We start from the raw sequence: 24,342 nt of genomic DNA, 5'->3' as shown, positions 1-24,342 counted from the left end.
CGGGGTGGTCTGTGTCGTAGGCGTACGCTTCAAGCTCGCCGGGAAGGTCTACTACTTCGATCCCGGTGAGCTGCCCGTCGCCCAGGGAGATCGGGTCATCGTGGAGACGGTCAGGGGCGTTGAGTACGGCGAGGTCGTCGTGGGGCCGAAGATGGTCCCCGAAGACGAGGTGGTGCAGCCCCTGAAAAAGGTGATTCGCATCGGGAACGAGCGGGATGCCCAGATCGCGGAGGCGAACAAGCGCAAGGAGAAGGATGCCTTTGCGATCGCCCTCCAGAAGATCGAGGCACACAACCTCGACATGTACCTGGTCGACGTTGAGTATACATTTGATGGTTCAAAGATCATCTTCTACTTTACGGCGGAAGGCCGGGTCGATTTTCGCGAGCTGGTCCGGGACCTGGCTTCGGTCTTCCGCACTCGGATCGAGATGCGCCAGATCGGCGTGCGGGATGAGGCCAAGCTGCTCGGGGGCATCGGGCCCTGCGGGCGGGTTCTCTGCTGCACCAGCTTCCTCGGCGACTTCGCGCCGGTGTCGATCCGCATGGCCAAGGACCAGAACCTCTCGCTGAACCCGTCGAAGATCTCCGGGCTGTGCGGGAGGCTGATGTGCTGCTTGCGCTTTGAGCAGGAGACCTACGAAGCGGCAAAGACCGATCCGACGCTGGCGCCGGGCTACGTGCCGCCGCCGCTGCCCGACCCTGAGCCGGAGGAGGTGCCCGAGGTCGAGTGGCTGGCGGAGCCTGCGGCACCGGCCTCCCCGGCGCGGACTCGGCCGAAGGAGGAGGACCAGGCTCGGATCGCCGGCGCGGAAGAGGAGCAGAAGCGCGTCCGCCGGGGGCGCGGCCGGAACCGGGGAGCACAGACCCAGGAGGCGGGCGCCGCAGACGCTCCTGCGCCGGAGGCGGCCGACGGCAGCGGTGAGCCGCAGGATCCGGGCAAGGCCGGCCCGAGCAAGCGGTCCAGGCGGAAGAAGCGGAAGCCGGCCCGGACAGCCGGCAGCGCGACCCATGCGGAGGGCCGCGGCGGGGCGGCGCGCGCGGGGGGCGAGCAGGAGGGAGGCTCGCCGGCCAGAGGCGGTCAGGCCGGCGATGCGCGCACACGCAGCACCCAGGAGGCGGCCGCCGGGCAGGCAGAAGTGAAGACAGCGGGGCGGACCGGGCGCGGCTCGCGGCGGCGGCGCCGCCGGCGCAGCGCCGCCGGGTCAGCCCGCAGGACCGCAGACGGTGCGCCGGCAGCAGACGGCACGACAGCGGCCAGCGGGCTGGCCGAAGGGTAATCCACAGGAGGATCTCGCAACGTGGCGGGCACGCTCTACATTGTCGGCACGCCGATCGGGAACCTGGAGGACATCACCCACCGGGCCCTGCGGATTCTGAAGTCGGTGGCCGTGATCGCGTGCGAGGACACGCGGGAGACGCGCAAGCTGCTGCACCACTTCCAGATCGACACGCCGACCACCAGCTACCACGAGCACAACCAGCGCACGGCCGGTCCGGCCTTGATCCGGCGGCTGCTGGAGGGCGAGGACGTGGCCCTGGTGAGCGACGCCGGGATGCCGGCCATCTCCGACCCGGGAGAGGATCTGGTGCGGCGCGCCGTGGAGGCGGGCATTCCCGTCGTCCCCGTGCCGGGGCCCACAGCGTTCGTGACGGCCCTGGTGGGCGCGGGACTGCCGACCCGGCGCTTTGCGTTCGAAGGGTTTCTGCCCCACAAGGGCCGGGAGCGCAGGCGGGCGCTGGAGCGGCTGAAGGCGGAAGAGCGGACCCTCATCCTGTACGAGGCGCCGCACCGCCTGCTGGAGACGCTGCGGGACCTGCACGAAGCGCTCGGCGACCGGCAGGCCGCCGTCGGGCGGGAGCTCACGAAGGTCCACGAGGAGTTCGTGCGGGGGAGCCTCACCCAGCTCATCGACCACTTCACCGCGCACGCTCCGAGGGGGGAGTTCGTGCTGGTGCTGGCGGGGGCCGAAGAGGCGCCGGCGGAAGCTGCGGCCGGGGCGCCGGACCCGGCGGTCCTGGCCCGGGAGGTGGCGGCTTGCACGGCGGAGGGAATGGACCGCAAGGCGGCGATGAAGGAAGTCGCCCAGCGGTACGGCGTCTCCCGCAAGGTCGTCTACCAGGCCGTGCTCGACGCGAAGGAAGAGGAATGAAAAAAGCACTCCGCGCGGCGGAGTGCTTTCTGGTCTTATCGTCTACCCGACCTGATGAGCACGCTCAGCCATGGAGGCAAGGCAGGACTGGCACACGTTCTTACCCTTGAAGTTTTCCACATTGGCCGCGTTGCCGCAGAAGACGCACGCCGGCTCATACTTGCGCAGGATGATCTTGTCCCCGTCAACGTAGATCTCCAGGGAGTCCTTCTCCTCAATGTTTAACGTACGACGGAGTTCGATCGGAATCACGACCCGGCCGAGTTCGTCTACCTTCCGGACGATTCCCGTGGACTTCATCATATGGCGCATTCCCTCCTTGCGTCCAGGGGCTGCGAAAGCTCTATCACCGATGATAACAGTTATGGCAGAAAAAGTCAAGTCAATGCCTTAACGTTACCCACGGCACATTCGAACGGGTATCTGGTTAAGGGCTGTCTGCCCGCTTATGACAACGATAACTGGATACGCGTCCTAAGTCAAGGGTCAATTGGGCATTTTCCCCAGGTGCGGCAGCCGTTAGCAGCGGGGGCGGGTCTTGACACCGTTTTCGGAGTCGCCTATACTATGGCCATTCAAACGCGATGAAAGAGATGAGTAGGGTCTGAGGTCCCCACAGCGAGCCGGGTCTGGTGCAAGCCGGCGGCGACCGAGACGGCCCGAACATGGCTCTGGAGCGGCCGGCTGAAGGTTCTTTCGGAACTGCGTAGGCTGGGACGGGGGGCTCCCGTTAGAGGGCCAGGATATCGGCCGCGGAATCGGCCCGTATCCGCACGAGGTCCGACCTGGGTCGGGCGAACAAGGGTGGTACCACGGGGTGCAAGCCTCGTCCCTTTCAGCGGGACGAGGCTTTGTGCGTCTGCGGGGCGAGATTTGTGAGGAGGAGGTTCGGCATGACGACCAGGTTCTATATCACAACGCCCATCTACTACCCCAGCAGCAAGCTGCACATCGGCCATTCGTACACCACCGTCGCTGCAGATGCGCTGGCGCGCTACCACCGGCGGCTGGGGCACGAGACCTACTTCCTGACCGGCACCGACGAGCACGGCCAGAAGATTGAGCGTGCGGCGCTCGCCGAGGGGAAGACGCCGATTCAGTTCGTCGATGAGATCGTGGCGGGCATCAAGGACCTGTGGGCGGCCCTGCACATCTCGTATGACGACTTTATCCGCACGACGGAGGAGCGGCACAAGAAGGTCGTGCAGAAGATCTTCAAGCAGCTCTACGACCAGGGGGACATCTACAAGTCCTCGTACGAGGGCTGGTACTGCACGCCGTGTGAGACGTTCTGGATCGAGGGCAAGCTGAAGGAGGGGAACCTCTGCCCGGACTGCGGCCGCCCCGTCGAGTGGACGAAGGAGGAGAGCTACTTCTTCCGCCTCTCGAAGTACGCGGAGCCGCTGCTGAAGTATATCGAGGAGACCGACTTCATCCAGCCGGCCTCGCGCAAGAACGAGATGGTCTCGTTCATCAACCAGGGGCTGGAGGACCTGTGCGTCTCGCGCAGCACCGTGCGCTGGGGGATCCCGGTGCCCATCGATGAGAAACAGACCATCTACGTGTGGATCGACGCGCTCTCCAACTATATCTCCGCACTGGGCTGGGGCACCGAGAACGACGAGCTGTACCGGAAGTTCTGGCCGGCGGATGTGCACCTGGTGGGCAAGGAGATCGTGCGGTTCCACACCATCATCTGGCCGTGCATCCTGATGGCCCTGGGTCTGCCGCTGCCCAAGAAGGTCTTCGGCCACGGCTGGCTGCTGTTCGGCTCGCAGGCCGAGAAGATGTCCAAGTCAAAGGGCAACGTGGTTGATCCCTTCGTCCTCATTGAGCGGTACGGGCTGGACGCGGTGCGCTACTACCTGCTCCGGGAGGTGCCCTTCGGCTCTGACGGCACCTATACGGAAGAGGCGTTCATTCTGCGCACCAACAACGACCTGGCCAACGACCTGGGCAACCTGCTCTCCCGCACCACGCAGATGATCAACAAGTTCAGCGACGGCCGGGTGCCCGAGCCCGATCCGGCCACCGATGACCGGGTCCTGGCCGATCTCGCGGCACAGGTGCTGCGGGAGTTCCAGGAGGCCATGGACCGGTTGGAGATCTCCACGGCCCTGGCGGCGCTGTGGAAGCTGGTGGACCGGGCGAACAAGTATATCGACGAGCAGGCGCCGTGGGCCCTGGCTCGGGATCCGGCCAAGGCGGGCCAGCTTCGCAACGTGCTGTACAGCCTGGCGGAGTCGCTGCGCCTCCTGGCCGTGACGCTCACGCCGTTCCTGATCCATACGCCGGAGCGCATCTGGGAGCAGCTGGGCCTCGAGCCGGACAAGGTCCGCACGGTTCCCTGGGAGGACGCGGTCGCCTGGGGCGGCCTGAAGCCGGGCACCGTGATCCGCAGGGGGAGCCCGCTCTTCCCGCGGATCGAGCTGCCGAAGGAGGACGGCGAGGCCGCCGTGCCCAAGGCGAAGACCGGCGAGGCGGCGGCCGGGCCGGGCGGGCAGAAGCCCGGGGCGCAGCCGGCGGCCGGGCCGGGCGAGCAGGCTGACGGCGTGGCGGAGATCGACTACGATGACTTCGCCCGGGTGGAGCTGAAGGTCGCGGAGATCGTGGAAGCCGAGCGGATCCCCAAGGCCGACCGGCTGCTCCGGCTGGTGCTGGCGGTGGGCGAGGAGCGCCGGCAGATCGTCTCGGGCATCGCGCAGCACTACGCGCCCGAGGAGCTGATTGGTAAGCGGATCGTCCTGGTGGCCAATCTGAAGCCCAAGAAGCTGCGCGGCGTGGAGTCGCACGGCATGCTGCTGGCCGCCACCGCGGAAGACGGCAGCCTGAGCCTGGTCACGCTGGACAAGCCGGACTTCCCCACCGGGATGCGCGTGAAGTAAAACCAGATCACGTCTCCCCGGGCGCCCCTGCCAGGCGCCCGGGGAGATGAACTGAAAGAGGGACGCGGGATGTTGTTCAACACGCACTCGCATGTGGATACGGGGCGCCAGTTCGCGCAGGACCGGGACGATGTGCTGGCGCGCGCACGGGAGATGGGCGTCAGCCAGCTGATGGTGATCGGCTTTGAGCGGGCGCTGCTGCCGATCACCCTGGGCTTCGCCGAGCGGCACGACTGGGTGTGGGCGGCGGTGGGCATCCACCCCACCAGCGCCCTGGAATGGGGACCCGACGCGGAGGCGGAGATCCGGGCAGCGGCCCGTCACCCGCGGGTGAAGGCGCTGGGCGAGGTGGGCCTGGACTACTACTGGAAGGACCGGGCGCCGTTCGATGTGCAGCGGGATGTCTTTCGGCAGCAGATTCGCCTGGCCCGGGAGCTGGGGCTGCCGCTGGTCATTCACAACCGCGATGCCCACGAGGACGTGGTGCGCATCCTCGAAGAAGAGGGGGCGGATGAAGTTGGCGGCATCATGCACTGCTTCTCCGGCGACTGGGAGATTGCCCAGCGATGTCTCGCCTTGAATTTCTATATCGGCATCGGCGGAACGGTAACGTATAAGAACAATCCGGTCGGTCAGGATGTGGCCCGGCGGCTGCCGCTGGACCGGATCGTGCTGGAGACGGATGATCCGTATCTCGCACCCGTGCCGTACCGCGGCAAGCGCAACGAGCCGGGCTACGTGCGGATCGTCGCGGAGTTCCTTGCGGAGCTGCGCGGCACCACGCTGGAGGAGATCGCGGCGGCGACGACCGCGAATGCCCGGCGCGTGCTCCGGATGGATGCCTAGTGGACCGAAAGAGCGAAGTGTGTTGACGACCCGCCCGGCAGTCGCTATACTAACATCTTGCCGGGCGGCGCGGTTCACCAGCAATTGGTCGGTTGACGCCGTCCTGTGCGTCTGCTAAAATGCCATCTTGCCGCCAGCTGGGCGGCGGGGTTCACGGCGGAGACAGCCGGCCGGAACGGCCAAGTGGCACGAACTGGCCGGTTGACACGACGCCGGGAACTTGCTAAACTGGTGAAGCTGTCGCCTGACGGCGGCGGCGGATCTCGAACCTTGAAAACTAGACAGTGCAGAAGAGGGAAGCCGAGCGAGCCGGTATTCCAAAGGAGCCAAAGTCAAGCTTTCCACGGAGAGTTTGATCCTGGCTCAGGACGAACGCTGGCGGCGTGCCTAAGACATGCAAGTCGAGCGGGGCTTCGGGGCTTCGGCCCTGAAGCCCAGCGGCGGACGGGTGAGTAACACGTGGATAACCTGCCCTCTGCTCTGGGATAACAGGCCGAAAGGCCTGCTAATACCGGATAAGCTCACGGTCCCGCATGGGGCTGGGAGAAAAGGCGCTGGAGTCAGTGGCGCTGGCAGAGGAGGGGTCCGCGGCCCATTAGCTGGTTGGCGGGGTAACGGCCCACCAAGGCGACGATGGGTAGCCGGCCTGAGAGGGCGACCGGCCACACTGGGACTGAGACACGGCCCAGACTCCTACGGGAGGCAGCAGTCGGGAATTTTGCACAATGGCCGAAAGGCTGATGCAGCAACGCCGCGTGAGCGAAGAAGGCCTTCGGGTTGTAAAGCTCTGTTGCCTGCGAAGAAGGGCCCCGTCAGGAAATGGGCGGGGTTTGACGGTAGCAGGCGAGGAAGCCCCGGCAAACTACGTGCCAGCAGCCGCGGTAATACGTAGGGGGCGAGCGTTGTCCGGAATTACTGGGCGTAAAGGGCGTGTAGGCGGCCTGTTAAGTCAGGGGTGAAAGACCGGGGCTCAACCCCGGGGGTGCCTCTGAAACTGGCGGGCTTGAGTGCTCTAGAGGGCAGTGGAATTCCCGGTGTAGCAGTGAAATGCGTAGAGATCGGGAGGAACACCAGTGGCGAAGGCGGCTGCCTGGGGAGTCACTGACGCTGAGGCGCGAAAGCTAGGGGAGCAAACAGGATTAGATACCCTGGTAGTCCTAGCCGTAAACGATGAGTGCTATGTGTGAGGGGTATCGACCCCCCTCGTGCAGGAGCTAACGCACTAAGCACTCCGCCTGGGGAGTACGGCCGCAAGGTTGAAACTCAAAGGAATTGACGGGGGCCCGCACAAGCAGCGGAGCATGTGGTTTAATTCGAAGCAACGCGTAGAACCTTACCAGGGCTTGACATCCACCGAACCCTGCAGAGATGCGGGGGTGCCTCTTTTCGGAGAGGAACGGTGAGACAGGTGGTGCATGGTTGTCGTCAGCTCGTGTCGTGAGATGTTGGGTTAAGTCCCGCAACGAGCGCAACCCCTGTCGCATGTTGCCAGCACGTTATGGTGGGCACTCATGCGAGACTGCCGGTGACAAACCGGAGGAAGGTGGGGATGACGTCAAATCATCATGCCCCTTATGTCCTGGGCTACACACGTGCTACAATGGCCGCCACAGAGCGCCCCGAACCCGCGAGGGGGAGGCAATCGCGAAAGGCGGTCCCAGTTCGGATCGCAGGCTGCAACTCGCCTGCGTGAAGTCGGAGTTGCTAGTAATCGCGGATCAGCACGCCGCGGTGAATACGTTCCCGGGCCTTGTACACACCGCCCGTCACACCATGGGAGCTGGCAACACCCGAAGTCGGTGAGCTAACCCGCAAGGGAGGCAGCCGCCGAAGGTGGGGCCGGTGACTGGGGTGAAGTCGTAACAAGGTAGCCGTATCGGAAGGTGCGGCTGGATCACCTCCTTTCTAAGGAGCACAGCCCCTGAGAAGGGGAGACTCCGAGGTCGATCCTCAGCCCATCAAAACGGGCTGAGGGAAACTGACGGCCGCTGGGCGGACCGAATCTGCACTGTTTAGTTTTGAGGGTTCGAGATGAGCGGTGAGCAGTGGGCTGTGAGCAGTGAGAGCTGTTCCGGCCCGCACGCTTGCTGACTCAGGATCTTCGAGCCCCTCAGTGAGTGCCTGCGGGAGCTTCGCTCCCGCACGGGACCACGGGCTGCTTCGGGAACCTTGGGTTCCCTGCAGCAGCGTCGTACCTTGAAAACTGCACAGTGGACACACGCAAAGGCAACGCGGGAAGCGTGCATCTCAGCGAAATCAAGCTGGGAAGGGCACACGGTGGATGCCTGGGCGCCAGGTGCCGATGAAGGACGTGGAAAGCTGCGATAAGCCTCGGGGAGCCGCAAGCAGGCGTAGATCCGGGGATCTCCGAATGGGGCAACCCGGCTGGCGTAATGGCCAGTCACCCACAGCTGAATCCATAGGCTGTGGGGGGGCACCGCCCGAACTGAAACATCTCAGTAGGGCGAGGAAAAGAAATCAACCGAGATTCCCTCAGTAGCGGCGAGCGAACGGGGAGGAGCCTAAACCAGCAGCGAGCCATCGCTGCTGGGGTTGCGGGACGCCCGTAAAGCGATGCTGCCGAGTCTAGCCGAAGAGGTCTGGAAAGGCCCGCCACAGAAGGTAAGAGCCCTGTAGGCGAAAGGCGAGGCGCCGCTGGGCGGATCCCAAGTACCACGGGACACGAGGAATCCCGTGGGAATCCGGGGGGACCACCCTCCAAGGCTAAATACGCCTGGCGACCGATAGTGAACCAGTACCGTGAGGGAAAGGTGAAAAGCACCGCGGGAGCGGAGTGAAAGAGACCCTGAAACCGTGTGCCTACAAGCAGTACGAGCCCCGTACGTGGGTGAGTGCGTGCCTATTGAAGAATGAACCGGCGAGTTACGGTCACTGGCGTGGTTAAGGGCCTCAGGCCCGGAGCCGAAGCGAAAGCGAGTCTGAAGAGGGCGTAGTCAGTGGCTGTAGACCCGAAACCCGGTGATCTATCCATGGCCAGGGTGAAGCGGGGGTAAGACCCCGTGGAGGCCCGAACCGGTTAGCGTTGAAAAGCTATCGGATGAGCTGTGGATAGGGGTGAAAAGCCAAACGAACCGGGAGATAGCTGGTTCTCCCCGAAATAGCTTTAGGGCTAGCGTCGGCATGTGAGCTTGCTGGAGGTAGAGCACTGATTGGGCTAGGGGCCCTACCGGTTACCGAACTCAGTCAAACTCCGAATGCCAGCAAGTATGGCCGGCAGTCAGACGGCGAGCGCTAAGGTCCGTCGTCAAGAGGGAAACAGCCCAGACCGCCAGCTAAGGTCCCGAAGTTCCTGCTAAGTGGGCAAGGATGTGGCGTTGTAGAGACAACCAGGATGTTGGCTTAGAAGCAGCCATCATTGAAAGAGTGCGTAATAGCTCACTGGTCGAATGACGCTGCGCCATAAATACTCGGGGCTAAGCAGGACACCGAAGCTGCGGGTGTGAGCGGTGAGAGGTGAGTGGTGAGCAGTGAGTGCGGTCCGGAGTTTTCGGGATCTGCGGGTGTACCAGCGGAGCTATGAGCTGGCGCTGACGGTACACCGGCTGACCCGAAGCTTTCCGGCGCACGAACAGTTCGAGCTCGGACAGCAGCTGCGTCGCGCAGCCGTATCGATACCGGCGAACATCGCCGAGGGATTCGGTCGGCGCGAGTCGGCCGCTGACTTCCGACACTTCTTGCGGATGGCGTTGGGGTCTGCCAACGAGATGTTCGTGCTGCTGAGTCTGGCCAGGGATCTCGGGTACGAGATCGCTGCCATGGACAAGGTGATATCCGAGTACGAACAGCTCGGGAAGCAGATTTACGCGCTGATGCAGAGGTTGCAATAGCTCACTACTCACTACTCACATCTCACTGCTCACGCGGTAGGGGAGCGTTCCATGTGCGTCGAAGGTCGACCGGAAGGACGGCTGGAGCGCATGGAAGTGAGAATGCCGGTATGAGTAGCGAAAAGACAGGTGAGAATCCTGTCCACCGAAAGCCTAAGGATTCCTGAGCAAGGCTCGTCCGCTCAGGGTCAGTCGGGACCTAAGCCGAGGCCGAATGGCGTAGGCGATGGGAAACAGGTCGACATTCCTGTACCACCTACGGGTCGCTTGACCGATGCGGGGACGCAGGAGGCTAGGGGGACCCGGCCGCTGGTTGAGCCGGGGTAAGCGGGTAGCGTGGCCCGGCAGGGAAGTCCGCCGGGCTAAACGTGAGACGCGATGCCGACCGAACTGAAGTAGGGAAGCCCCTGACGCCACACTGCCGAGAAAAGCCGCTAGGGAGACCCGGGGTGCCCGTACCGCAAACCGACACAGGTAGGCGGGGAGAGAATCCTCAGGTGCGCGGGAGAACCCTCGCTAAGGAACTCGGCAAAATGCATCCGTAACTTCGGGAGAAGGATGGCCCTCGGACCGTGAGCGGAGAGACGCCGCAGAGCGGGGGAGGGTTGCAGAGGAGAGGCCCAAGCGACTGTTTACCACAAACACAGGTCAGTGCTAAGCCGGAAGGCGACGTATACTGGCTGACGCCTGCCCGGTGCTGGAAGGTTAAGGGGAGAGGTCAGGCCGGAAGGCCGAAGCTTTGAACCGAAGCCCCAGTAAACGGCGGCCGTAACTATAACGGTCCTAAGGTAGCGAAATTCCTTGTCGGGTAAGTTCCGACCCGCACGAATGGCGTAACGACTTGGGCACTGTCTCAGCGAGGGACCCGGTGAAATTGCAATACCTGTGAAGATGCAGGTTACCTGCGATTGGACAGAAAGACCCCGTGGAGCTTTACTGTAGCCTGGCATTGGATTTTGGTGGTGCGTGTACAGGATAGGTGGGAGCCTGCGAAGCCGGGTCGCCAGATTCGGTGGAGGCGCCGTTGGGATACCACCCTCGCAGCATCGAAGTTCTAACACGGGCCCCTGCAACGGGGTCGTGGACCGTGCCAGGTGGGCAGTTTGACTGGGGCGGTCGCCTCCCAAAAGGTAACGGAGGCGCCCAAAGGTCCGCTCAGGATGGTTGGAAATCATCCGGGGAGTGTAAAGGCAGAAGCGGGCTTGACTGCGAGACAGACAGGTCGAGCAGGGTCGAAAGACGGGCTTAGTGATCCGGCGGTTCCGAGTGGAAGGGCCGTCGCTCAACGGATAAAAGCTACCCCGGGGATAACAGGCTGATCTCCCCCAAGAGTCCACATCGACGGGGAGGTTTGGCACCTCGATGTCGGCTCATCGCATCCTCGGGCTGAAGTCGGTCCGAAGGGTTCGGCTGTTCGCCGATTAAAGCGGTACGCGAGCTGGGTTCAGAACGTCGTGAGACAGTTCGGTCCCTATCCATCGCAGGCGGAGGAGATTTGACGGGAACTGCCCCTAGTACGAGAGGACCGGGGTGGACGGCCCGCTGGTGTACCAGTTATCCCGCCAGGGGTACAGCTGGGTAGCCAAGGCCGGAACGGATAAGCGCTGAAAGCATCTAAGCGCGAAGCCGGCCCGAAGATGAGATCTCCCATCCCGCAAGGGAGTAAGGCCCCTGGAAGATGACCAGGTAGATAGGCCGGGAGTGGAAGCGGCGCAAGCCGTGGAGCGGACCGGTACTAATCGGCCGAGGGCTTGATTTCGCTGAAGCCGGAGCGTGTGCAGATCGCTGTGCAGTTTTGAGGGTAGGACCCAGGCGTCCGCAGGAACTGCCGATGGCGGTTCCGAGGATCGCCTACCTACAGTCCACAATTTTTGGGTGGCGATACCGGAGGGGATCACCCGTTCCCATACCGAACACGGAAGTTAAGCCCTCCAGGGCCGAAGGTACTCCGCAAGGGGGAGAATAGGTCGCTGCCCAAACTAGATTTCTGCGGTAAGCCTCCCCCGGCGGCAGCCGTCGCCGGGGGACGGCGGACCGGATTCAACCGGGCGGTTAGCTCAGCGGGAGAGCACTTGCTTCACACGCAAGGGGTCACTGGTTCGATCCCAGTACCGCCCACCAACATCCGGCCCCATCGTCTAGAGGCCTAGGACACCACCCTTTCACGGTGGCGGCACGGGTTCGAATCCCGTTGGGGTCACCACTGCGCCTGCAGGCAGTGCCTGCAGGTTTCCCCTTACATCGTACCGCGGGGCGCCCGCTTCTCACGGCTTTCCTCCAGCCTCTCGCCTTCCGTTTTCATCCCCCTCAACGTCTCACCATCTCGTCCACTACTTTCTCACTGCTCACATCCCACCGCCCACTGCTCACTTCCCACTTCCCACTTCCCACTTCCCACTTCCCACTTCCCACTTCCCACTTCCCACCGCCCACTGCTCACCGCTCACCGCTCATAGGTGCCTATAGCTCAGTGGATAGAGCGCTTGCCTCCGGAGCAAGAGGTCCCAGGTTCGAATCCTGGTAGGCACGCCAGCGCAAAGCCCGGTGATAGCTGATCACCGGGCTTTGCTGTACACCCGCGTGCAGAAGTTGCCAGCCTTCCCTGGCAGGCATAGGGGCGCGCCGGGGCGAACTAGTAGGGCAGCGCGCACCACGCGGGAAGGGGGGCGGACATGCGCCTGAGACTCGTACGGCGGCGAGTGCTGTCCGTCGCCGCGGCGGTCATCCTGCTGGCCGGCGCCCTGAGCTGGCTGGCCCCGCCTGCTCGGCACACGGTGACGGTTCACGGGCTGGGACGGCCGGTCACAATCGTCACCGAGTCGGCGCGCCTGGACGAGGCGCTGGCGGACGCCGGGATTGCCGTCGGTCCGTCCGACGTCGTGGAACCGCCGCTCGATACCGTGCTGGCCGGAACGGGGCCGGTTGAGGTCACGATCCGCCGGGCAGTGCCGGTGACCCTGGTCGACGGCGGCCGGCGGCGCACCGTGCGGACGACGGCACGCACCGTCGCCGAGCTCCTGGCCCACCAGTCGGTCACCCTGGGCGAGATGGATTCGCTGTCCGTTCCGCGCACGGCGCCCATCACCGCGGGCCTGGAGGTCCGCATTATCCGCCGGGCAGAGGAATTCGTGGCGACCTACGTCGAGATTCCGTTTGAGACGGTGGAGCGGCCCGACAGCCGGCTCGTGGTTGGCAGCGAGGAGGTCATCCAGACAGGTGTCCCCGGCCGGAAGCGGGTCGAGCGGTTTGTCAGGTATGAGGACGGCGTGGAAGTCTCCAGCGAGGTCGTGAGCGAGACGGTCGTTGAGGAGCCCACACCGCAGATCGTCGCCTACGGCACGGGCGGCGTGGTCTCACGCGGCGGGGAACAGTTCCGCTATACCGATGTCCTGGAGATGGTCGCAACGGGCTATACCCCGGGCCCGGAGAGTAATCCGGACGGAAATGGGTTAACCTACACGGGCATTCCGGCGGCTCGCGGCATCGTCGCTGTCGATCCGTCCGTCATTCCGCTGTACACACGCCTTTATGTGGAAGGATACGGGCCGGCCCTGGCCGCGGACACGGGCGGAGCGATCAAGGGCAACCGCATCGACCTCTGCTTCGAGACCGTGGAGGAGGCGCTGGCCTGGGGCGTGCGGACGGTGACGGTCTACGTCCTCGGAGACTGAACACGGGCCAGGGGCTGCCGGCCGGCGCCTCTGGCTTCTCGCACTTTCGCGGACACGCGTGAAGGAGACGATTCCATGGACCTGGCAAACCCGGGCGTCCTGAAGACGCTGATGGCACAGTACGGCCTCCGCCCGCAGCATCGGCTCGGACAGAACTTCCTCATCGACGGCAGGGTGCTGGACGGCATCGTGGCCGCCGCCGCGCTGCAGCCGGAAGACCTGGTGCTGGAGATCGGTCCGGGGCTGGGCACCCTGACGCAGCGCCTGGCCCAGCGCGCGGGGCGCGTCGTCTGCATTGAAATCGACCGCGGGCTCGTGCAGGTGCTGCGGGACACGGTGCAGAAGGCCTATGACAACGTCGAGGTCATCCATGGTGACGCCGGGCGGATCGATTTACATAAGCTGTTCGAGGAGAGGATGGCGCCGGGCCAGAAGGCCAAGGTGGTGGCCAACCTGCCGTACTACATCACCACGCCGCTGGTGATGCGGCTCCTGGAGGAGGAGCTGCCCCTGGCGCGCGTGGTGGTGATGGTGCAGAAGGAGGTGGCCGACCGCATGGTCTCGCCGCCGGGATCCAAGGCCTATGGTGCGCTCAGCGTTGCGGTACAATATTACACGGCGCCGCGGGTCGTGCTGCGGGTCAACCGGGCGTCTTTCCTGCCGCAGCCCGAGGTGGAGTCTGCGGTCGTCAGCATGGAGATCAGGGACGAACCGCCGGTGGACGTAAGGCCGGAGCCCCTGTTCAAGGTGGTCCGGGCCGCGTTCGGCCAGCGGCGCAAGAGCCTGGTCAACGCGCTGACGTCCCTGGGACTGGAGAAGGCGGCAGTGCAGGCGGCTCTGGAGGCGGCGGGCATTGACCCGGGGCGGCGGGGCGAGAGCCTGTCACTGGAGGAGTTTGCGGCAGTGGCGCGAAAGCTGTTCTGTTGACCAGGCCACGGCCATGCACGTGCACCTGTTGGGGGGAGCGCATGTGGAGGATGGTAGATTTCACAGCCCGACCAGGGGACCGCTCACGTTCGACCAGCTGATCGAGGATCTGATGGCCTTTATGGCGGACGATCCCCACGGTTCGTACCGGCTGATCGTCGGGACGGACTCCCATACGCGCACGGATCTGTGCTTCGTGACGGCGATCATCGTGCACCGCAAGGGAAAGGGCGCGCGGTTCTACTACCGCCGGCGCCGGCACAGCAAGATGCGCAGCCTCCGTCAGCGCATCTTCTACGAGGCCGCGCTGTCGCTCTCGACTGCGGAACGGCTGGCCGAGAGCCTGTCCCGCCACGGTGCCAGGGGGCTGAATGTCGAGATCCACCTGGACATCGGCGAGCAGGGCGAGACCCGCGAACTCATTCGCGACGTGGTGGGCATGATCGTGGGCAGCGGCTTCCACGCTGAGATCAAGCCGCACTCCTACGGCGCCTCCAAGGTGGCTGACCGCTACACCAAGTGACACCTGTCCTGCATACCGCCCGCAGGAGCAACAGTTTATTCACCAGAAGTACTTGACATGGGGCACGCGGCCAAGTAAAATGATATTTTCCTTGACTCTGGTGGCCAGAGCTGCTATACTAGTCCTGTGAACGACTGCGCCAGCGGATGCGGCGACTGAGCGGGAAGGTGTGGTGGCAATTGGCTTCCAGGAGTGTTCTTGTCGACATCAAGCGGGATCTCGAGGCGTACGTTGGGGAGAAGATCCGCCTGAGAGCCAATAAGGGCCGCAAGAAGATCATCGAGCGCGAGGGCGTACTGGAAGGTACATACCCTAACATCTTCACCGTCCGGCTGTCCGAAGCAGACACGGTTCGTCGGGTCAGCTACAGCTACGCAGACCTGCTGACGGAGACGGTGGAGCTGGTGGTCTGCTCCGCCAGCGGCAAGGAGACGAAGTTCGAGGCGCATTCCCGCTAGGCGACCCGGAACAAGAGCCAGGGAGACTCCCTGGCTTTTTCGGTGTGTGGAGGGAAATCCGGATGGAGATCGCGTGCCACGCCAAAGTGAACCTCACGCTGGATGTGCTCAACCGGCGGCCGGAAGACGGGTACCACAACATCCGCTCCGTCATGGTGCCGGTTTCCCTGCATGACCGCCTGGAGCTCGAAGGCCGCGAAGCGGGCATCGTCTTCGAGTGCCAGCCCCCGGTGACGGGGGGACTGGAGCAGAACCTGGCGTACCGGGCCGCGGTGCTGCTCCAGCAGGCGACGGGGTGCCGGCTCGGCGCCGCGATCCGCCTGCATAAGGCGATCCCGGTAGCCGGCGGGCTGGCGGGCGGCTCCACGGACGCCGCCGGCGTCCTGCTGGGCCTCAACCAGCTCTGGGGAACCGGGCTCTCGGAACGGGAACTGGCGGAACTGGCCGTTCGGCTGGGCGCTGACGTCCCGTTTTTCATCTGGTCGCGCCCTGCCCGGGTAGAGGGCATCGGTGAGCAGGTCACCCCGCTTGCGATGGCAGAGCCGCTGTGGCTGGTGTTGGCCACGCCGGATGTGGCCAAGTCTACCGGTCGCGTGTACGAGTGGTTTGATCAGCTCCCGGACGTGCATCCCCGCCCCGACACAGGGGCGATGGAGGCGGCGCTGGCTCGGGGCGACCTCCGCGCGGTGGGCCGGGCGCTGTGCAACGTGTTTGAGCAGGTGATGCTGCCGCGGCACCCGGAGATCGCCCGCCTGAAGGCGGCGATGCTGGCGGCCGGGGCCCTGGGCGCTGTCATGTCGGGGGCGGGTCCGACGGTGCTGGGGCTCGTGCCCGACAGGGAGTCCGGCAGCAGGCTGCTGGCGCAAGTCCGGCCCCTGGCCAGGGAGGCCTGGCTGGTCCGCACGGTCGGACAGGGGGCCTCAGGCGCACCGGAACCAGCCGCGGCTGGATGGCTGCGGCGCTCCGGCCCCTGAGGTGGCGGGATGGTTGCGGCCCTCCGGCACCGGAGGGGCGGCCATCTGCGGCGCTCCGGCACAGGAGGGGCTGGCATGTGCTGTGCACCGGCAGGAGTTCGGGTCGCGCGCCGAGAAGCAGACTGCTTGTTTCCCATTTGAATTTCTGGGCATTGAGGAGAGAGACGGCATGGCCGTACACGTCATCGTCCTGGCCGGCGCCGCCAACGGCGGCCCGCTGCGGGAGGTCAGCCCGGCGCCTAACGAGGCGCTCGTTGAGATCAACGGCAAGCCCATGATCCAATACGTCATTGACGCACTGCAGGAGGCCAGGTCGATCGGGCGTATCGTGATCGTCGCCCCGCCCGGCGAGGTGGAGCCGCACGTGTCCGGCCAGGATCTGGAGTTCGTGCCCAGCCGCGGCAACATCGTGGACAACATCCTGGGGGCGCTGAAGGTCCTTCAGCCGAAAGCGCCGTTCCTGGTGATCAGCAGCGACGTGCCGCTCATCACCGGCAAGATCGTGGACGACCTGATCGCCCTCTGCCAGCAGCGGCCGGCGGACCTGTACTACCCTATCGTGGAGCAGAAGGTCGCCGAGGCGCGGTACCCGGGCGTCCGGCGCACGTATGTCAAGCTGCGGGAAGGGACCTTCACGGGCGGCAACGTGTTCCTGGTCAATCCCGCGATCGTCGACCGGGTGGCACCGAAGATCCGGGCGTTCCTGGACTACCGCAAGAGCCCGCTGAAGATGGTCAGCCTGCTGGGCTGGGGCTTCACCCTGCGCTACCTGCTGCTGCGCGATCTGAGCCTCAGGGAGTTGGAGGAGAAGGTCTCGCGCATGCTGGACATCAACGGGGCCGTCGTGGTCTGCCCGTGGCCCGAGGTGGGCATCGACGTGGACAAGCCGAGCGACCTGGGGCTCGTGCAGGCGCTTCTGAAGTAGCGCCGCGACCCAGGCGGACGGGGGGTGGCATCCATCGATCGGATGAACCGGAGCCAGCGTCTGGTGGCCATCATGAAACTGCTCTCCGAACGGCCGGGGGAGCTCCTGCCGCTGAGCTTCTTCACCGAGCGGTTCGGTGCCGCCAAGTCCACGATTTCCGAGGATCTGTCCCTGGTGAAGGAGGCCCTGGAGGCCGACGGTTCCGGCCTTCTGCGCACGCACGCAGGGGCAGCCGGGGGCGTGCAGTACTGGCCGCTGCCTTCCCGGGAGGAGGAGCAGGAGACCCTGCTGGAGCTTTGCCGCCTCCTGGGCGACCCGGGGCGCATTCTCCCCGGCGGTTTCGTGTACATGACCGATCTGATCACACACCCGATCTGGAGCGCCCGAATCGGGGCCATCATGGCCCGGCGGTTCATCGATGCGGCGCCCGATGTGGTGCTCACCGTGGAGACGAAGGGCATCCCCCTGGCCCTGATGGTCGCCCGGGCCCTGGGGCTGCCCATGGTGGTGGCCCGGCGGGAGGGCCGGGTCACGGAGGGACCGTCGGTTACCCTCCACTACATCTCCGGCTCGACCCGGCGCATCCACACGATGACCGTGGGCCTCAGGGCGCTCACGCGCGGCTCCCGGGTACTGGTGGTTGACGACTTCATGAAGGCGGGCGCGACGGCCCGCGCCATGGTCGAGGTCGCCGGGGAGATGGGCTGCTCCGTCGCCGGCGTGGGGGTGTTCGTCGCCACGGCGGAGCCGGCGCGCAAGCAGGTGGAGCACTACGTGTCGCTGCTCACGCTGGAGCAGGTGGACGAGGTGGCGCGCACGGTTCGGGTGGTTCCCAGCCGACCGAATGACGAAGGAGTGACCTGAGGGTGACCGTAACCATCGCAGACATCGAGAGAGCTCGTGCCCTTCTCAACGGCCACATCAAGCGGACCCCCCTGCTCCAGAGCCCCGGCATCACCACGCATCTGGGGCTTCCGGTCTACCTGAAGGCGGAGAACCTGCAGCGCGCCGGATCGTTCAAGGTGCGGGGGGCCCTCACGAAGATCCACTCGCTGACCGAGGAGGAAAAGGCCCGGGGCGTCATCGCGGCGTCTGCGGGCAACCACGCCCAGGGCGTCGCCCTGGCGGCCTCCAGCCTGGGCATCCGGTCCGTCATCTGCATGCCGGAGGGCGCCCCGATCGCCAAGCTGGAGGCGACGCAGAGCTACGGCGCACAGGTGGTCCTGCACGGGGAAACCTACGACGACGCCTACCAGAAGGCGCTGGAGCTGCAGGCAGAGCACGGTTACACGTTCATTCACGGGTTTGATGACCCGTATACCATTGCGGGCCAGGGGACGGTGGGCCTGGAGATTCTGGATGACCTGCCCGACGTCAGGACGGTCGTGGTGCCCATCGGCGGCGGCGGCCTCATGGCGGGCGTCGCCCTGGCCGTCAAGTCCCGCAAGCCCGATGTGCGGGTCGTCGGGGTCCAGGCCGCGGGCGCGCCGGCGGTCTTCCTCAGCCGGCAGCAGGGGAAGCTGGTGGCGACCGAGTCGGTGCATACCATCGCCGACGGCATCGCCATCAAGCGGCCCGGGGCGCTTTGCTGGGAGATCATCCAGGAGCATGTCGACGACGTCGTGCTGGTGGATGAGGAGGAGATCGCCCAGTCGATCCTGTTCCTCCTGGAGCGCGCCAAGGTGATCGTAGAGGGCGCCGGCGCGGTGGGCATGGCGGCGCTTCTCGGCGACAAGGTTTCCGACCTGCAGGGGCCCGTGTGCGTGGTGCTGTCGGGCGGCAACATCGACGTGAACATCATCTCCCGCATCATCGAGCGCGGCCTGGTCAAGGCGGGCCGGTACATCCGGATCTCCACCTTCGTGCCCGACCGGCCCGGCGGGCTCCAGCAGCTGCTCGCCACGGTGGCGCAGACCGGGGCCAACGTCATCGACGTGCGGCATGAGCGGTGGCTCAACAAGGTGACCATCGGCGAGGTGGAGATCAACCTGGCGCTGGAGACCCGCAACGCCCGGCACGTCGAAGAGATCCTCACCACGCTGAAGGCCAAGGGGTATCATGTCTGGATCATTCCGCCTTATCGTCCCAACGACTGGTAGGGGGTGTGAGCGATGGTGCATCGGCCGGCCTCGTGGTTCCGGAACGTGGCGGCAGCGAGCCTTGTGGTCGCGGTGGCCATGGTTCCGGCGATCGCGGCGCTTCTGAACGGGAGTCTGCCGCTCTGGCTCCACATTCCGCTGATCGGGCTGGCGCTGACGCTGCTGGCGCTGGGGTCCGCCGCAGCAGGCGTGGCGGCCGTCGAGTTCCGGCACCGCCGGCAGCTCGCAAGCGGCGGGGAGTAGCCGCAGACGAGGGAGGGAGGCTTCGGCCTCCCTCCTTCGCTGTTCGCCCGCGGGGGAGAACACGGCAGGCGAGTCTGCGAACATTTGCACGGTCACTTCGGCTCCTCGCGGGAGGAATTCTCTGGAAAGGAAGAGAAGTACTTCCACACAGCAACGCTGGGGAGGTACAGAAGAATGAAGATCACGAACGTGCGGATCAACCAGCTCGTGGGGGAAGGCAAGGTCAGGGCGCTGGCGTCGGTCGTGTTCGACGGGGTGCTGACCGTCACGGATCTGCGGGTCGTCGAAGGCTCCAAGGGGATCTTCGTCTCCATGCCCAGCCGGAAGAACAAGGACGGCAAGTACCGCGACATCGTGTACCCCTGCACGGCCGAGATGCGGCAGGCGATTCAGAGCGCCGTGATCGGCGCCTACAACGCCATGGTGAAGAGCGAGGTGAGCGCGCAGGCGGAGGAGCGGAGCGGCCTGGAGGAGACCCTGGCCCCAGCGCCGCAGGCCGCATACGGCGAAGGCGAGCTGCCGTGGGTTTCCGGCGAGGAATGCGCTGCGGCGCCGCAGGAGGGTGCCGACGCCCGGGAGCTGGCTGCCGTGGGGGGCGAGGCGCGGCTTGTGGGCTAGCCGGTCGTTCGGATCCGGCCCGGTACAGCGGGGTGTGCCGGGCCAATTTTCCTTGTCTCGTGTTCAGCCTGTGGTATAATGGCTCCGGATCGAAACCGGGGGAGGGAATCCCATGTCGGACATCACCGCCGTTTTGCTCGCTGCCGGACACGGAACACGGATGAAGTCGGACCTGATCAAGGTGATGCACCCGATCGCCGGCAAGCCCATGATCGGCCACATCGTGGCCAACGTGCGGCGGGCCGGGCTGGAGGATATCGTGGTTGTCGTCGGATATCAGCAGGAGCGGGTCCGCGCCTACCTGGGCGACCAGGTCCGATACGCCGTGCAGACGGAGCAGCTGGGCACGGGCCACGCGGTGCTGCAGGCGGCCAGCCTGATCGACGAGACCGAGGACGGCCACGTGCTGGTGATGTTCGGCGACAACCCCTTCATCGGTCCGGAGCTGATCCAGCGGCTGATCCAGGCGCACGTCGAGGCCGGCGCGGCCGCCACCCTGCTGACGGCGGAGGTGTCCGACCCCGGTTCGCTGGGCCGGATCCTGCGCCACCCCGAGACGGGCGAGTTCGCCGGCAGCATCGAGTATAAGGATGCGACGCCCGAGCAGCGGCGCATCCGGGAGATCTGGCCCGGAGTGGTGGTGTTCCGGCGGAAGGGCTTCACCGCCCTCCTGAAGCGTCTGGACCGGAACAATGCCCAGCGCGAGTACTACCTCCCCCAGGCCTGGGAGATCCTGCTGCGCGAGGGGCAGAAGGTACAGGCCCTGCGGCTCGCCTCCGAAGAGGAGGCGCTGGCGCCCAACGACCGGGTGGAGCTGGCCAGGGCCGAGGCCAGGCTGCGCAGGCTGATCAACGAGCGGCACATGCGCAGCGGCGTCACGATCATCAACCCGGACGCGACGTACATCGACGAGGACGTGGAGATCGGGCGCGACACGGTGATCTGGCCCTTCACCTTCATCCACGGCAAGACCGTGATCGGACCCCACTGCAAGATCGGGCCGATGACGACCATCGTCTCGTCCACCGTCGAAGAGGGATCGGTGGTGGAACAGTCGGTGGTCGAGGAATCGTACGTGGGGCCCGGCTGCCGCATCGGTCCCATGGCGCACCTCCGCCCGGGCTGTGAGCTGGAGGGCGGAGCCGAGATCGGCAACTACGCCGAGCTGAAGAAGGCGAAGGTGGGCCGCGGCGTGAAGTGCCACCATCACGCCTACCTGGGAGATGCCACCATCGGCGCCGGGGCCAACATCGGCGCCGGCACGATTACCGCCAACTACAACGGCGTCGAGAAGTTCCGCACGGAGATCGGACAGGGCGCCTTCATCGGCACCAACGTCAACCTGATCGCCCCGATCACTGTGGGCGACGGCGCCCTGGTCGCAGCGGGCTCCACCGTGGGCCCCAGACTGCAGATCCCGGCGGATGCGCTGGTGGTGGAACGGGCGCAGGCGGTCATCAAGGAAGGCCGCGCCGCCAGCCTGAAGGAAGCGTGGCGGCAGCGCAAGATGAAGAGGGAGGGCGTCTAGCCGTGGTACCGTACCGTGATCGTAAGCTCAAAATCTTCTCCGGGAACGCAAACCTCCCCCTGGCGAGGGCCATTGCGGAGCACATGGGGATCAGCCTCGGCAACATGAACGTGGGCCGCTTCTCCAATGGCGAGATTCGGGTGGACATCAACGAATCGGTGCGGGGCACCGACTGTTTCGTGATCCAGTCGGGGGTCCATCCGGTGAACGAGAACGTGATGGAGCTGCTGGTCATCGGCGACGCCCTCCGGCGGGCGAGTGCCCGCCGGATCACCGCGGTGGTGCCCCATTTCCCCTATGCCCGGCAGGATCGCAAGGCCCGGGGCCGCGAGCCCATCACGGCCAAGCTCATGGCGAACCTGATCACGACGGCCGGCTTCCGCCGCCTCCTGACCATCGACCTGCACGCTGCGCAGATCCAGGGCTTCTTCGACACGCCGGTGGACCACCTGCACGCGGGTCCCCTGATCGCCAACTACTTCCGGCAGAAGGGGATCAAGAATGCCGTGGTGGTGTCGCCTGACACCGGCGGCGTGCCCCGGGCCCGCGACCTGGCGGAGCGGCTGGGGGTCGGGCTGGCGATCATCGACAAGCGGCGGCCGGAGCCCAACGTCTCTGAGGTCATGAACATCATCGGCGACGTGGAGGGCAAGGCGGCCATCATGGTGGACGACCTTATCGACACCGCCGGCACCATCGTGAGCGCGGCCGAGGCGCTGCTGCAGCGCGGGGCGACCGAGGTCTACGCCGCCTGTACCCACCCGGTGTTCAGCGGCCCGGCCTACGAGCGCCTGGCTGCCAGCCCCATCAAGGAGATCGTGGTGACCGACACGATCCCGGTGGACACCGAGAAGCTGGGCGACAGGCTGCGGGTGGTTTCGGTGGCGCCGCTCCTGGGGAAAGCCATCATCCGCATTCATGAGGACCTCTCTGTGTCCAAGATCTTCGAAGAGGAGCCCAGGCTGTAGCCTTCGCCGCCAGGCTGCACGGTCCGGCCCGCCACGGCATCCCGGACGGTTCCGGGGTGCCGTTGTGTTGTGGTAAAGTAGAGCATGTCGAACCCCGCAAGAGGAGACAGTGTGTATGGCCAAGCTCATCGTGGGCCTCGGCAACCCCGGGAGCCGGTATGCCGCCACCCGGCACAACGTGGGCTGGATGCTGCTGGACGCGTTCGCCCGCAAGCACGGGGTGGCGGTGTCGCAGCGCGGCTTTCAGGGGCTGTACGGCGAGCTCAGGTGGGGGCCGGAGGCGGAGAAGGTCATCCTGCTGAAGCCCCTGACCTACATGAACCTCAGCGGACGGTCGGTGGTGCAGGCCGCCCGCTTCTACCGCGTGGACCCTGCCGGGATCCTGGTCCTGGTCGACGACCTGGACCTGGAGGTGGGGCGGCTGCGCCTGCGCGCGAAGGGCAGCGCCGGCGGCCACAACGGCCTGAAGTCGGTCATCGCCGAGCTGGGCACGACGGAGTTTCCGCGCCTCCGGATCGGCATCGGCCGGCCGGCCCCGGGCTGGGAGGTCGTCGACTGGGTGCTGGCGCCGTTCGGGGAAGAGGATGCGGCGGTGGTGTCCGCCGCGCTGCCCCGGGCCGTCGAGGCCGTGGAATGCTTCCTCACCGACGGCATTCTGGCGGCGATGAACCGTTATAATGCATAGCAATGGGGGATTCACCGTGAATCTCGCTGCGTCGGTCAGGCGGGGTACGCAGGCGGGCCTCGTCGTCCTGTGGGAGCTGGCCAAGGTGATCGTGCCGGCCGTCGTGCTCGTCCATCTGCTGGAGCAGAGCGGCTGGCTGCCGCGCATCTCCGGCTGGCTGGGGCCGGTGATGGGGATCTTCGGCCTGCCGGGTGAGGCTGCCCTGGCCCTGGTTTCGGCCAACCTGTCCACCATCTACGCCGGCCTGGGCGTGACGGTGGCCCTCGGGCTCCCGGCCCGGGAGACGACGATCGTCGCCGCGATGATGATGATCTGCCACAGCGCCATCGCGGAGACGGCCCTCGTGGCGAAGGCGGGGGCCCGGGCCGGCTGGGTGCTCCTGGCGCGCGTCGTCACCATGGTCGTGGTCGCGCTCCTGCTCAACTGGCTGCTGCCGGGGGAGGGTGCGGTATGATGATGTGGCTGACCTGGCTCTGGGAAGGGCTGATCGCCGGCCTGCTGCAGGTCGCCCAGCTCTGGTGGCTGATCCTGCTGTTCATCGGCATCCAGATCCTGAAGGACACGGGCTGGCTCACCCGGGCTGCGCGGTACATGGCGCCGGTGCTCAGGCCGCTTCGGCTCCCGGGGGAGGCGGGCCTCCCCATGGCCGCCGGGCTGGGCATCGGGCTGACCTACGGCGCCGGCATCCTCGTGCAGACGGCCAGGGAGGGGCGGCTGAGCCGGGATGAGCTCACCGTGATGTGCGTCTTCCTGGGCATCTGCCACGCCATCTTCGAGGAGACGGTCCTCTTTGCCGCCGCGGGGGCCAACGGCCTGCTGCTCCTGGCCATCCGCATGGGCACGGCGGCCGTGGCCGGCTGGCTGGCGGCGCGGGCCTGGCTTCGCCCCGCCGCGTACGGGCTGCCGATGCCGGGCGACGCCCGGGCGGACTGAACGCATAGGGCGCTGCGGCGGGGGTCAGACTTCCGCACAGCGGTTCGGGCTGTAGCCCT

19 protein-coding genes, 3 tRNA genes, 3 rRNA genes and 1 pseudogene are annotated in these 24,342 nt (G+C 65.8%); 25 read left to right on the top strand and 1 reads right to left on the bottom strand.

The features are described from left to right. Positions 1-4: 4 nt before the first annotated feature. Together ACZ5UM_RS04530 and rsmI are read left to right on the top strand one after the other, a co-directional pair. Positions 5-652 (top strand): annotated as a pseudogene (locus ACZ5UM_RS04530) (PSP1 domain-containing protein); the annotation flags it as partial. Positions 653-1,300: 648 nt separating this feature from the next. Then, complete coding sequence (gene rsmI / locus ACZ5UM_RS04525) at positions 1,301-2,152, top strand: 16S rRNA (cytidine(1402)-2'-O)-methyltransferase (protein ID WP_464847165.1); 852 nt, start codon at positions 1,301-1,303, stop codon at positions 2,150-2,152. A 42-nt stretch (positions 2,153-2,194) separates the two neighbouring features. Here rsmI and ACZ5UM_RS04520 read toward each other — a convergent pair whose 3' ends face one another. After that, positions 2,195-2,452: an AbrB/MazE/SpoVT family DNA-binding domain-containing protein gene (locus ACZ5UM_RS04520; protein ID WP_173355310.1), complete on the bottom strand. Its 258-nt coding sequence runs from the start codon at positions 2,450-2,452 to the stop codon at positions 2,195-2,197. Positions 2,453-3,045: 593 nt separating this feature from the next. Between ACZ5UM_RS04520 and metG the strand changes: the two genes are divergently transcribed. From metG to ACZ5UM_RS04405, 23 genes are all read left to right on the top strand, one after another. After that, complete coding sequence (gene metG, locus ACZ5UM_RS04515) at positions 3,046-5,037, top strand: methionine--tRNA ligase (RefSeq protein ID WP_464847164.1); 1,992 nt, start codon at positions 3,046-3,048, stop codon at positions 5,035-5,037. A gap of 69 nt (positions 5,038-5,106) precedes the next feature. Further along, a complete protein-coding gene (locus ACZ5UM_RS04510; RefSeq protein WP_464847163.1) occupies positions 5,107-5,883 on the top strand; it encodes a TatD family hydrolase in 777 nt (258 codons plus the stop codon). Positions 5,884-6,223: 340 nt separating this feature from the next. Continuing rightward, positions 6,224-7,788, top strand: a 16S ribosomal RNA gene (locus ACZ5UM_RS04505). A gap of 349 nt (positions 7,789-8,137) precedes the next feature. Beyond that, positions 8,138-11,490, top strand: a 23S ribosomal RNA gene (locus ACZ5UM_RS04500). A 112-nt stretch (positions 11,491-11,602) separates the two neighbouring features. Further along, positions 11,603-11,710: ribosomal RNA gene (gene rrf / locus ACZ5UM_RS04495) — 5S ribosomal RNA — on the top strand. The 16S, 23S and 5S rRNA genes sit together here with 3 tRNA genes alongside, the layout of an rRNA operon. 67 nt (positions 11,711-11,777) lie before the next feature. Beyond that, positions 11,778-11,852: transfer RNA gene (locus ACZ5UM_RS04490), tRNA-Val, on the top strand. A gap of 6 nt (positions 11,853-11,858) precedes the next feature. Further along, a tRNA-Glu gene (locus ACZ5UM_RS04485) sits at positions 11,859-11,934 on the top strand. A 253-nt stretch (positions 11,935-12,187) separates the two neighbouring features. Further along, positions 12,188-12,263, top strand: a tRNA-Arg gene (locus ACZ5UM_RS04480). 140 nt (positions 12,264-12,403) lie between these two features. Beyond that, on the top strand, positions 12,404-13,402 hold the full coding sequence (locus ACZ5UM_RS04475; protein WP_464847162.1) for a G5 domain-containing protein: 999 nt from the start codon (positions 12,404-12,406) through the stop codon (positions 13,400-13,402). A gap of 75 nt (positions 13,403-13,477) precedes the next feature. Continuing rightward, positions 13,478-14,329, top strand: a complete 852-nt coding sequence (gene rsmA, locus ACZ5UM_RS04470) for a 16S rRNA (adenine(1518)-N(6)/adenine(1519)-N(6))-dimethyltransferase RsmA (RefSeq protein WP_464847161.1) — start codon at positions 13,478-13,480, stop codon at positions 14,327-14,329. Positions 14,330-14,372: 43 nt separating this feature from the next. Then, positions 14,373-14,852, top strand: a complete 480-nt coding sequence (locus tag ACZ5UM_RS04465) for a ribonuclease H-like YkuK family protein (RefSeq protein ID WP_464847160.1) — start codon at positions 14,373-14,375, stop codon at positions 14,850-14,852. A 179-nt stretch (positions 14,853-15,031) separates the two neighbouring features. After that, positions 15,032-15,310, top strand: coding sequence for a Veg family protein (locus ACZ5UM_RS04460; RefSeq protein WP_464847159.1), 279 nt, complete (start codon positions 15,032-15,034; stop codon positions 15,308-15,310). Between the two features lie 62 nt (positions 15,311-15,372). Next, complete coding sequence (gene ispE, locus ACZ5UM_RS04455) at positions 15,373-16,284, top strand: 4-(cytidine 5'-diphospho)-2-C-methyl-D-erythritol kinase (protein WP_464847158.1); 912 nt, start codon at positions 15,373-15,375, stop codon at positions 16,282-16,284. A 169-nt stretch (positions 16,285-16,453) separates the two neighbouring features. Further along, positions 16,454-17,209, top strand: a complete 756-nt coding sequence (locus tag ACZ5UM_RS04450; protein ID WP_464847157.1) for an NTP transferase domain-containing protein — start codon at positions 16,454-16,456, stop codon at positions 17,207-17,209. A 24-nt stretch (positions 17,210-17,233) separates the two neighbouring features. Then, positions 17,234-18,073 carry a pur operon repressor gene (gene purR, locus ACZ5UM_RS04445; protein WP_464847156.1) on the top strand — a complete coding sequence of 280 codons (840 nt, stop codon included), beginning with the start codon at positions 17,234-17,236 and terminating at the stop codon, positions 18,071-18,073. A gap of 2 nt (positions 18,074-18,075) precedes the next feature. Further along, entirely contained in the window at positions 18,076-19,308 is a 1,233-nt protein-coding gene (ilvA, locus tag ACZ5UM_RS04440; RefSeq protein WP_464847155.1) for a threonine ammonia-lyase, read from the top strand. A 12-nt stretch (positions 19,309-19,320) separates the two neighbouring features. Further along, positions 19,321-19,551, top strand: coding sequence for a hypothetical protein (locus tag ACZ5UM_RS04435; RefSeq protein WP_464847154.1), 231 nt, complete (start codon positions 19,321-19,323; stop codon positions 19,549-19,551). Between the two features lie 174 nt (positions 19,552-19,725). Beyond that, entirely contained in the window at positions 19,726-20,169 is a 444-nt protein-coding gene (locus ACZ5UM_RS04430; RefSeq protein ID WP_464847153.1) for a SpoVG family protein, read from the top strand. Between the two features lie 112 nt (positions 20,170-20,281). Next, positions 20,282-21,697: a bifunctional UDP-N-acetylglucosamine diphosphorylase/glucosamine-1-phosphate N-acetyltransferase GlmU gene (gene glmU / locus ACZ5UM_RS04425; RefSeq protein ID WP_464847152.1), complete on the top strand. Its 1,416-nt coding sequence runs from the start codon at positions 20,282-20,284 to the stop codon at positions 21,695-21,697. 2 nt (positions 21,698-21,699) lie between these two features. Then, the gene (locus ACZ5UM_RS04420; RefSeq protein WP_464847151.1) at positions 21,700-22,665 is read left to right on the top strand and encodes a ribose-phosphate diphosphokinase; all 966 of its coding nucleotides are present in this window, start codon (positions 21,700-21,702) and stop codon (positions 22,663-22,665) included. 115 nt (positions 22,666-22,780) lie between these two features. Next, positions 22,781-23,350 (top strand): aminoacyl-tRNA hydrolase, encoded by a 570-nt coding sequence (pth, locus tag ACZ5UM_RS04415; protein WP_464847150.1) that lies wholly within the window; start codon positions 22,781-22,783, stop codon positions 23,348-23,350. Positions 23,351-23,366: 16 nt separating this feature from the next. Then, complete coding sequence (locus tag ACZ5UM_RS04410) at positions 23,367-23,804, top strand: nucleoside recognition domain-containing protein (RefSeq protein WP_464847149.1); 438 nt, start codon at positions 23,367-23,369, stop codon at positions 23,802-23,804. After that, the gene (locus ACZ5UM_RS04405; protein WP_464847148.1) at positions 23,801-24,283 is read left to right on the top strand and encodes a nucleoside recognition domain-containing protein; all 483 of its coding nucleotides are present in this window, start codon (positions 23,801-23,803) and stop codon (positions 24,281-24,283) included. The genes ACZ5UM_RS04410 and ACZ5UM_RS04405 overlap by 4 nt, the downstream gene beginning before the upstream one ends. The last annotated feature ends 59 nt before the right edge of the window (positions 24,284-24,342 follow it).

The organism is Symbiobacterium ostreiconchae (genome assembly GCF_055396975.1).
Note: the sequence above shows the minus strand (reverse complement) of the source record. Positions and strands in the feature narration are given on the sequence as shown.

Bases quoted from the DNA above. Each gene is read 5' to 3' on its own strand.
- metG (WP_464847164.1), top strand. From the start codon at position 3,046: ATGACGACCAGGTTCTATATCACAACGCCCATCTACTACCCCAGCAGC.
- ACZ5UM_RS04475 (WP_464847162.1), top strand. From the start codon at position 12,404: ATGCGCCTGAGACTCGTACGGCGGCGAGTGCTGTCCGTCGCCGCGGCG.
- glmU (WP_464847152.1), top strand. From the start codon at position 20,282: ATGTCGGACATCACCGCCGTTTTGCTCGCTGCCGGACACGGAACACGG.
- ACZ5UM_RS04520 (WP_173355310.1), bottom strand. From the start codon at position 2,452: ATGAAGTCCACGGGAATCGTCCGGAAGGTAGACGAACTCGGCCGGGTC.
- ACZ5UM_RS04430 (WP_464847153.1), top strand. From the start codon at position 19,726: ATGAAGATCACGAACGTGCGGATCAACCAGCTCGTGGGGGAAGGCAAG.
- ispE (WP_464847158.1), top strand. From the start codon at position 15,373: ATGGAGATCGCGTGCCACGCCAAAGTGAACCTCACGCTGGATGTGCTC.
- rsmA (WP_464847161.1), top strand. From the start codon at position 13,478: ATGGACCTGGCAAACCCGGGCGTCCTGAAGACGCTGATGGCACAGTAC.
- ACZ5UM_RS04450 (WP_464847157.1), top strand. From the start codon at position 16,454: ATGGCCGTACACGTCATCGTCCTGGCCGGCGCCGCCAACGGCGGCCCG.
- ACZ5UM_RS04510 (WP_464847163.1), top strand. From the start codon at position 5,107: ATGTTGTTCAACACGCACTCGCATGTGGATACGGGGCGCCAGTTCGCG.
- ACZ5UM_RS04405 (WP_464847148.1), top strand. From the start codon at position 23,801: ATGATGATGTGGCTGACCTGGCTCTGGGAAGGGCTGATCGCCGGCCTG.
- ACZ5UM_RS04435 (WP_464847154.1), top strand. From the start codon at position 19,321: ATGGTGCATCGGCCGGCCTCGTGGTTCCGGAACGTGGCGGCAGCGAGC.
- pth (WP_464847150.1), top strand. From the start codon at position 22,781: ATGGCCAAGCTCATCGTGGGCCTCGGCAACCCCGGGAGCCGGTATGCC.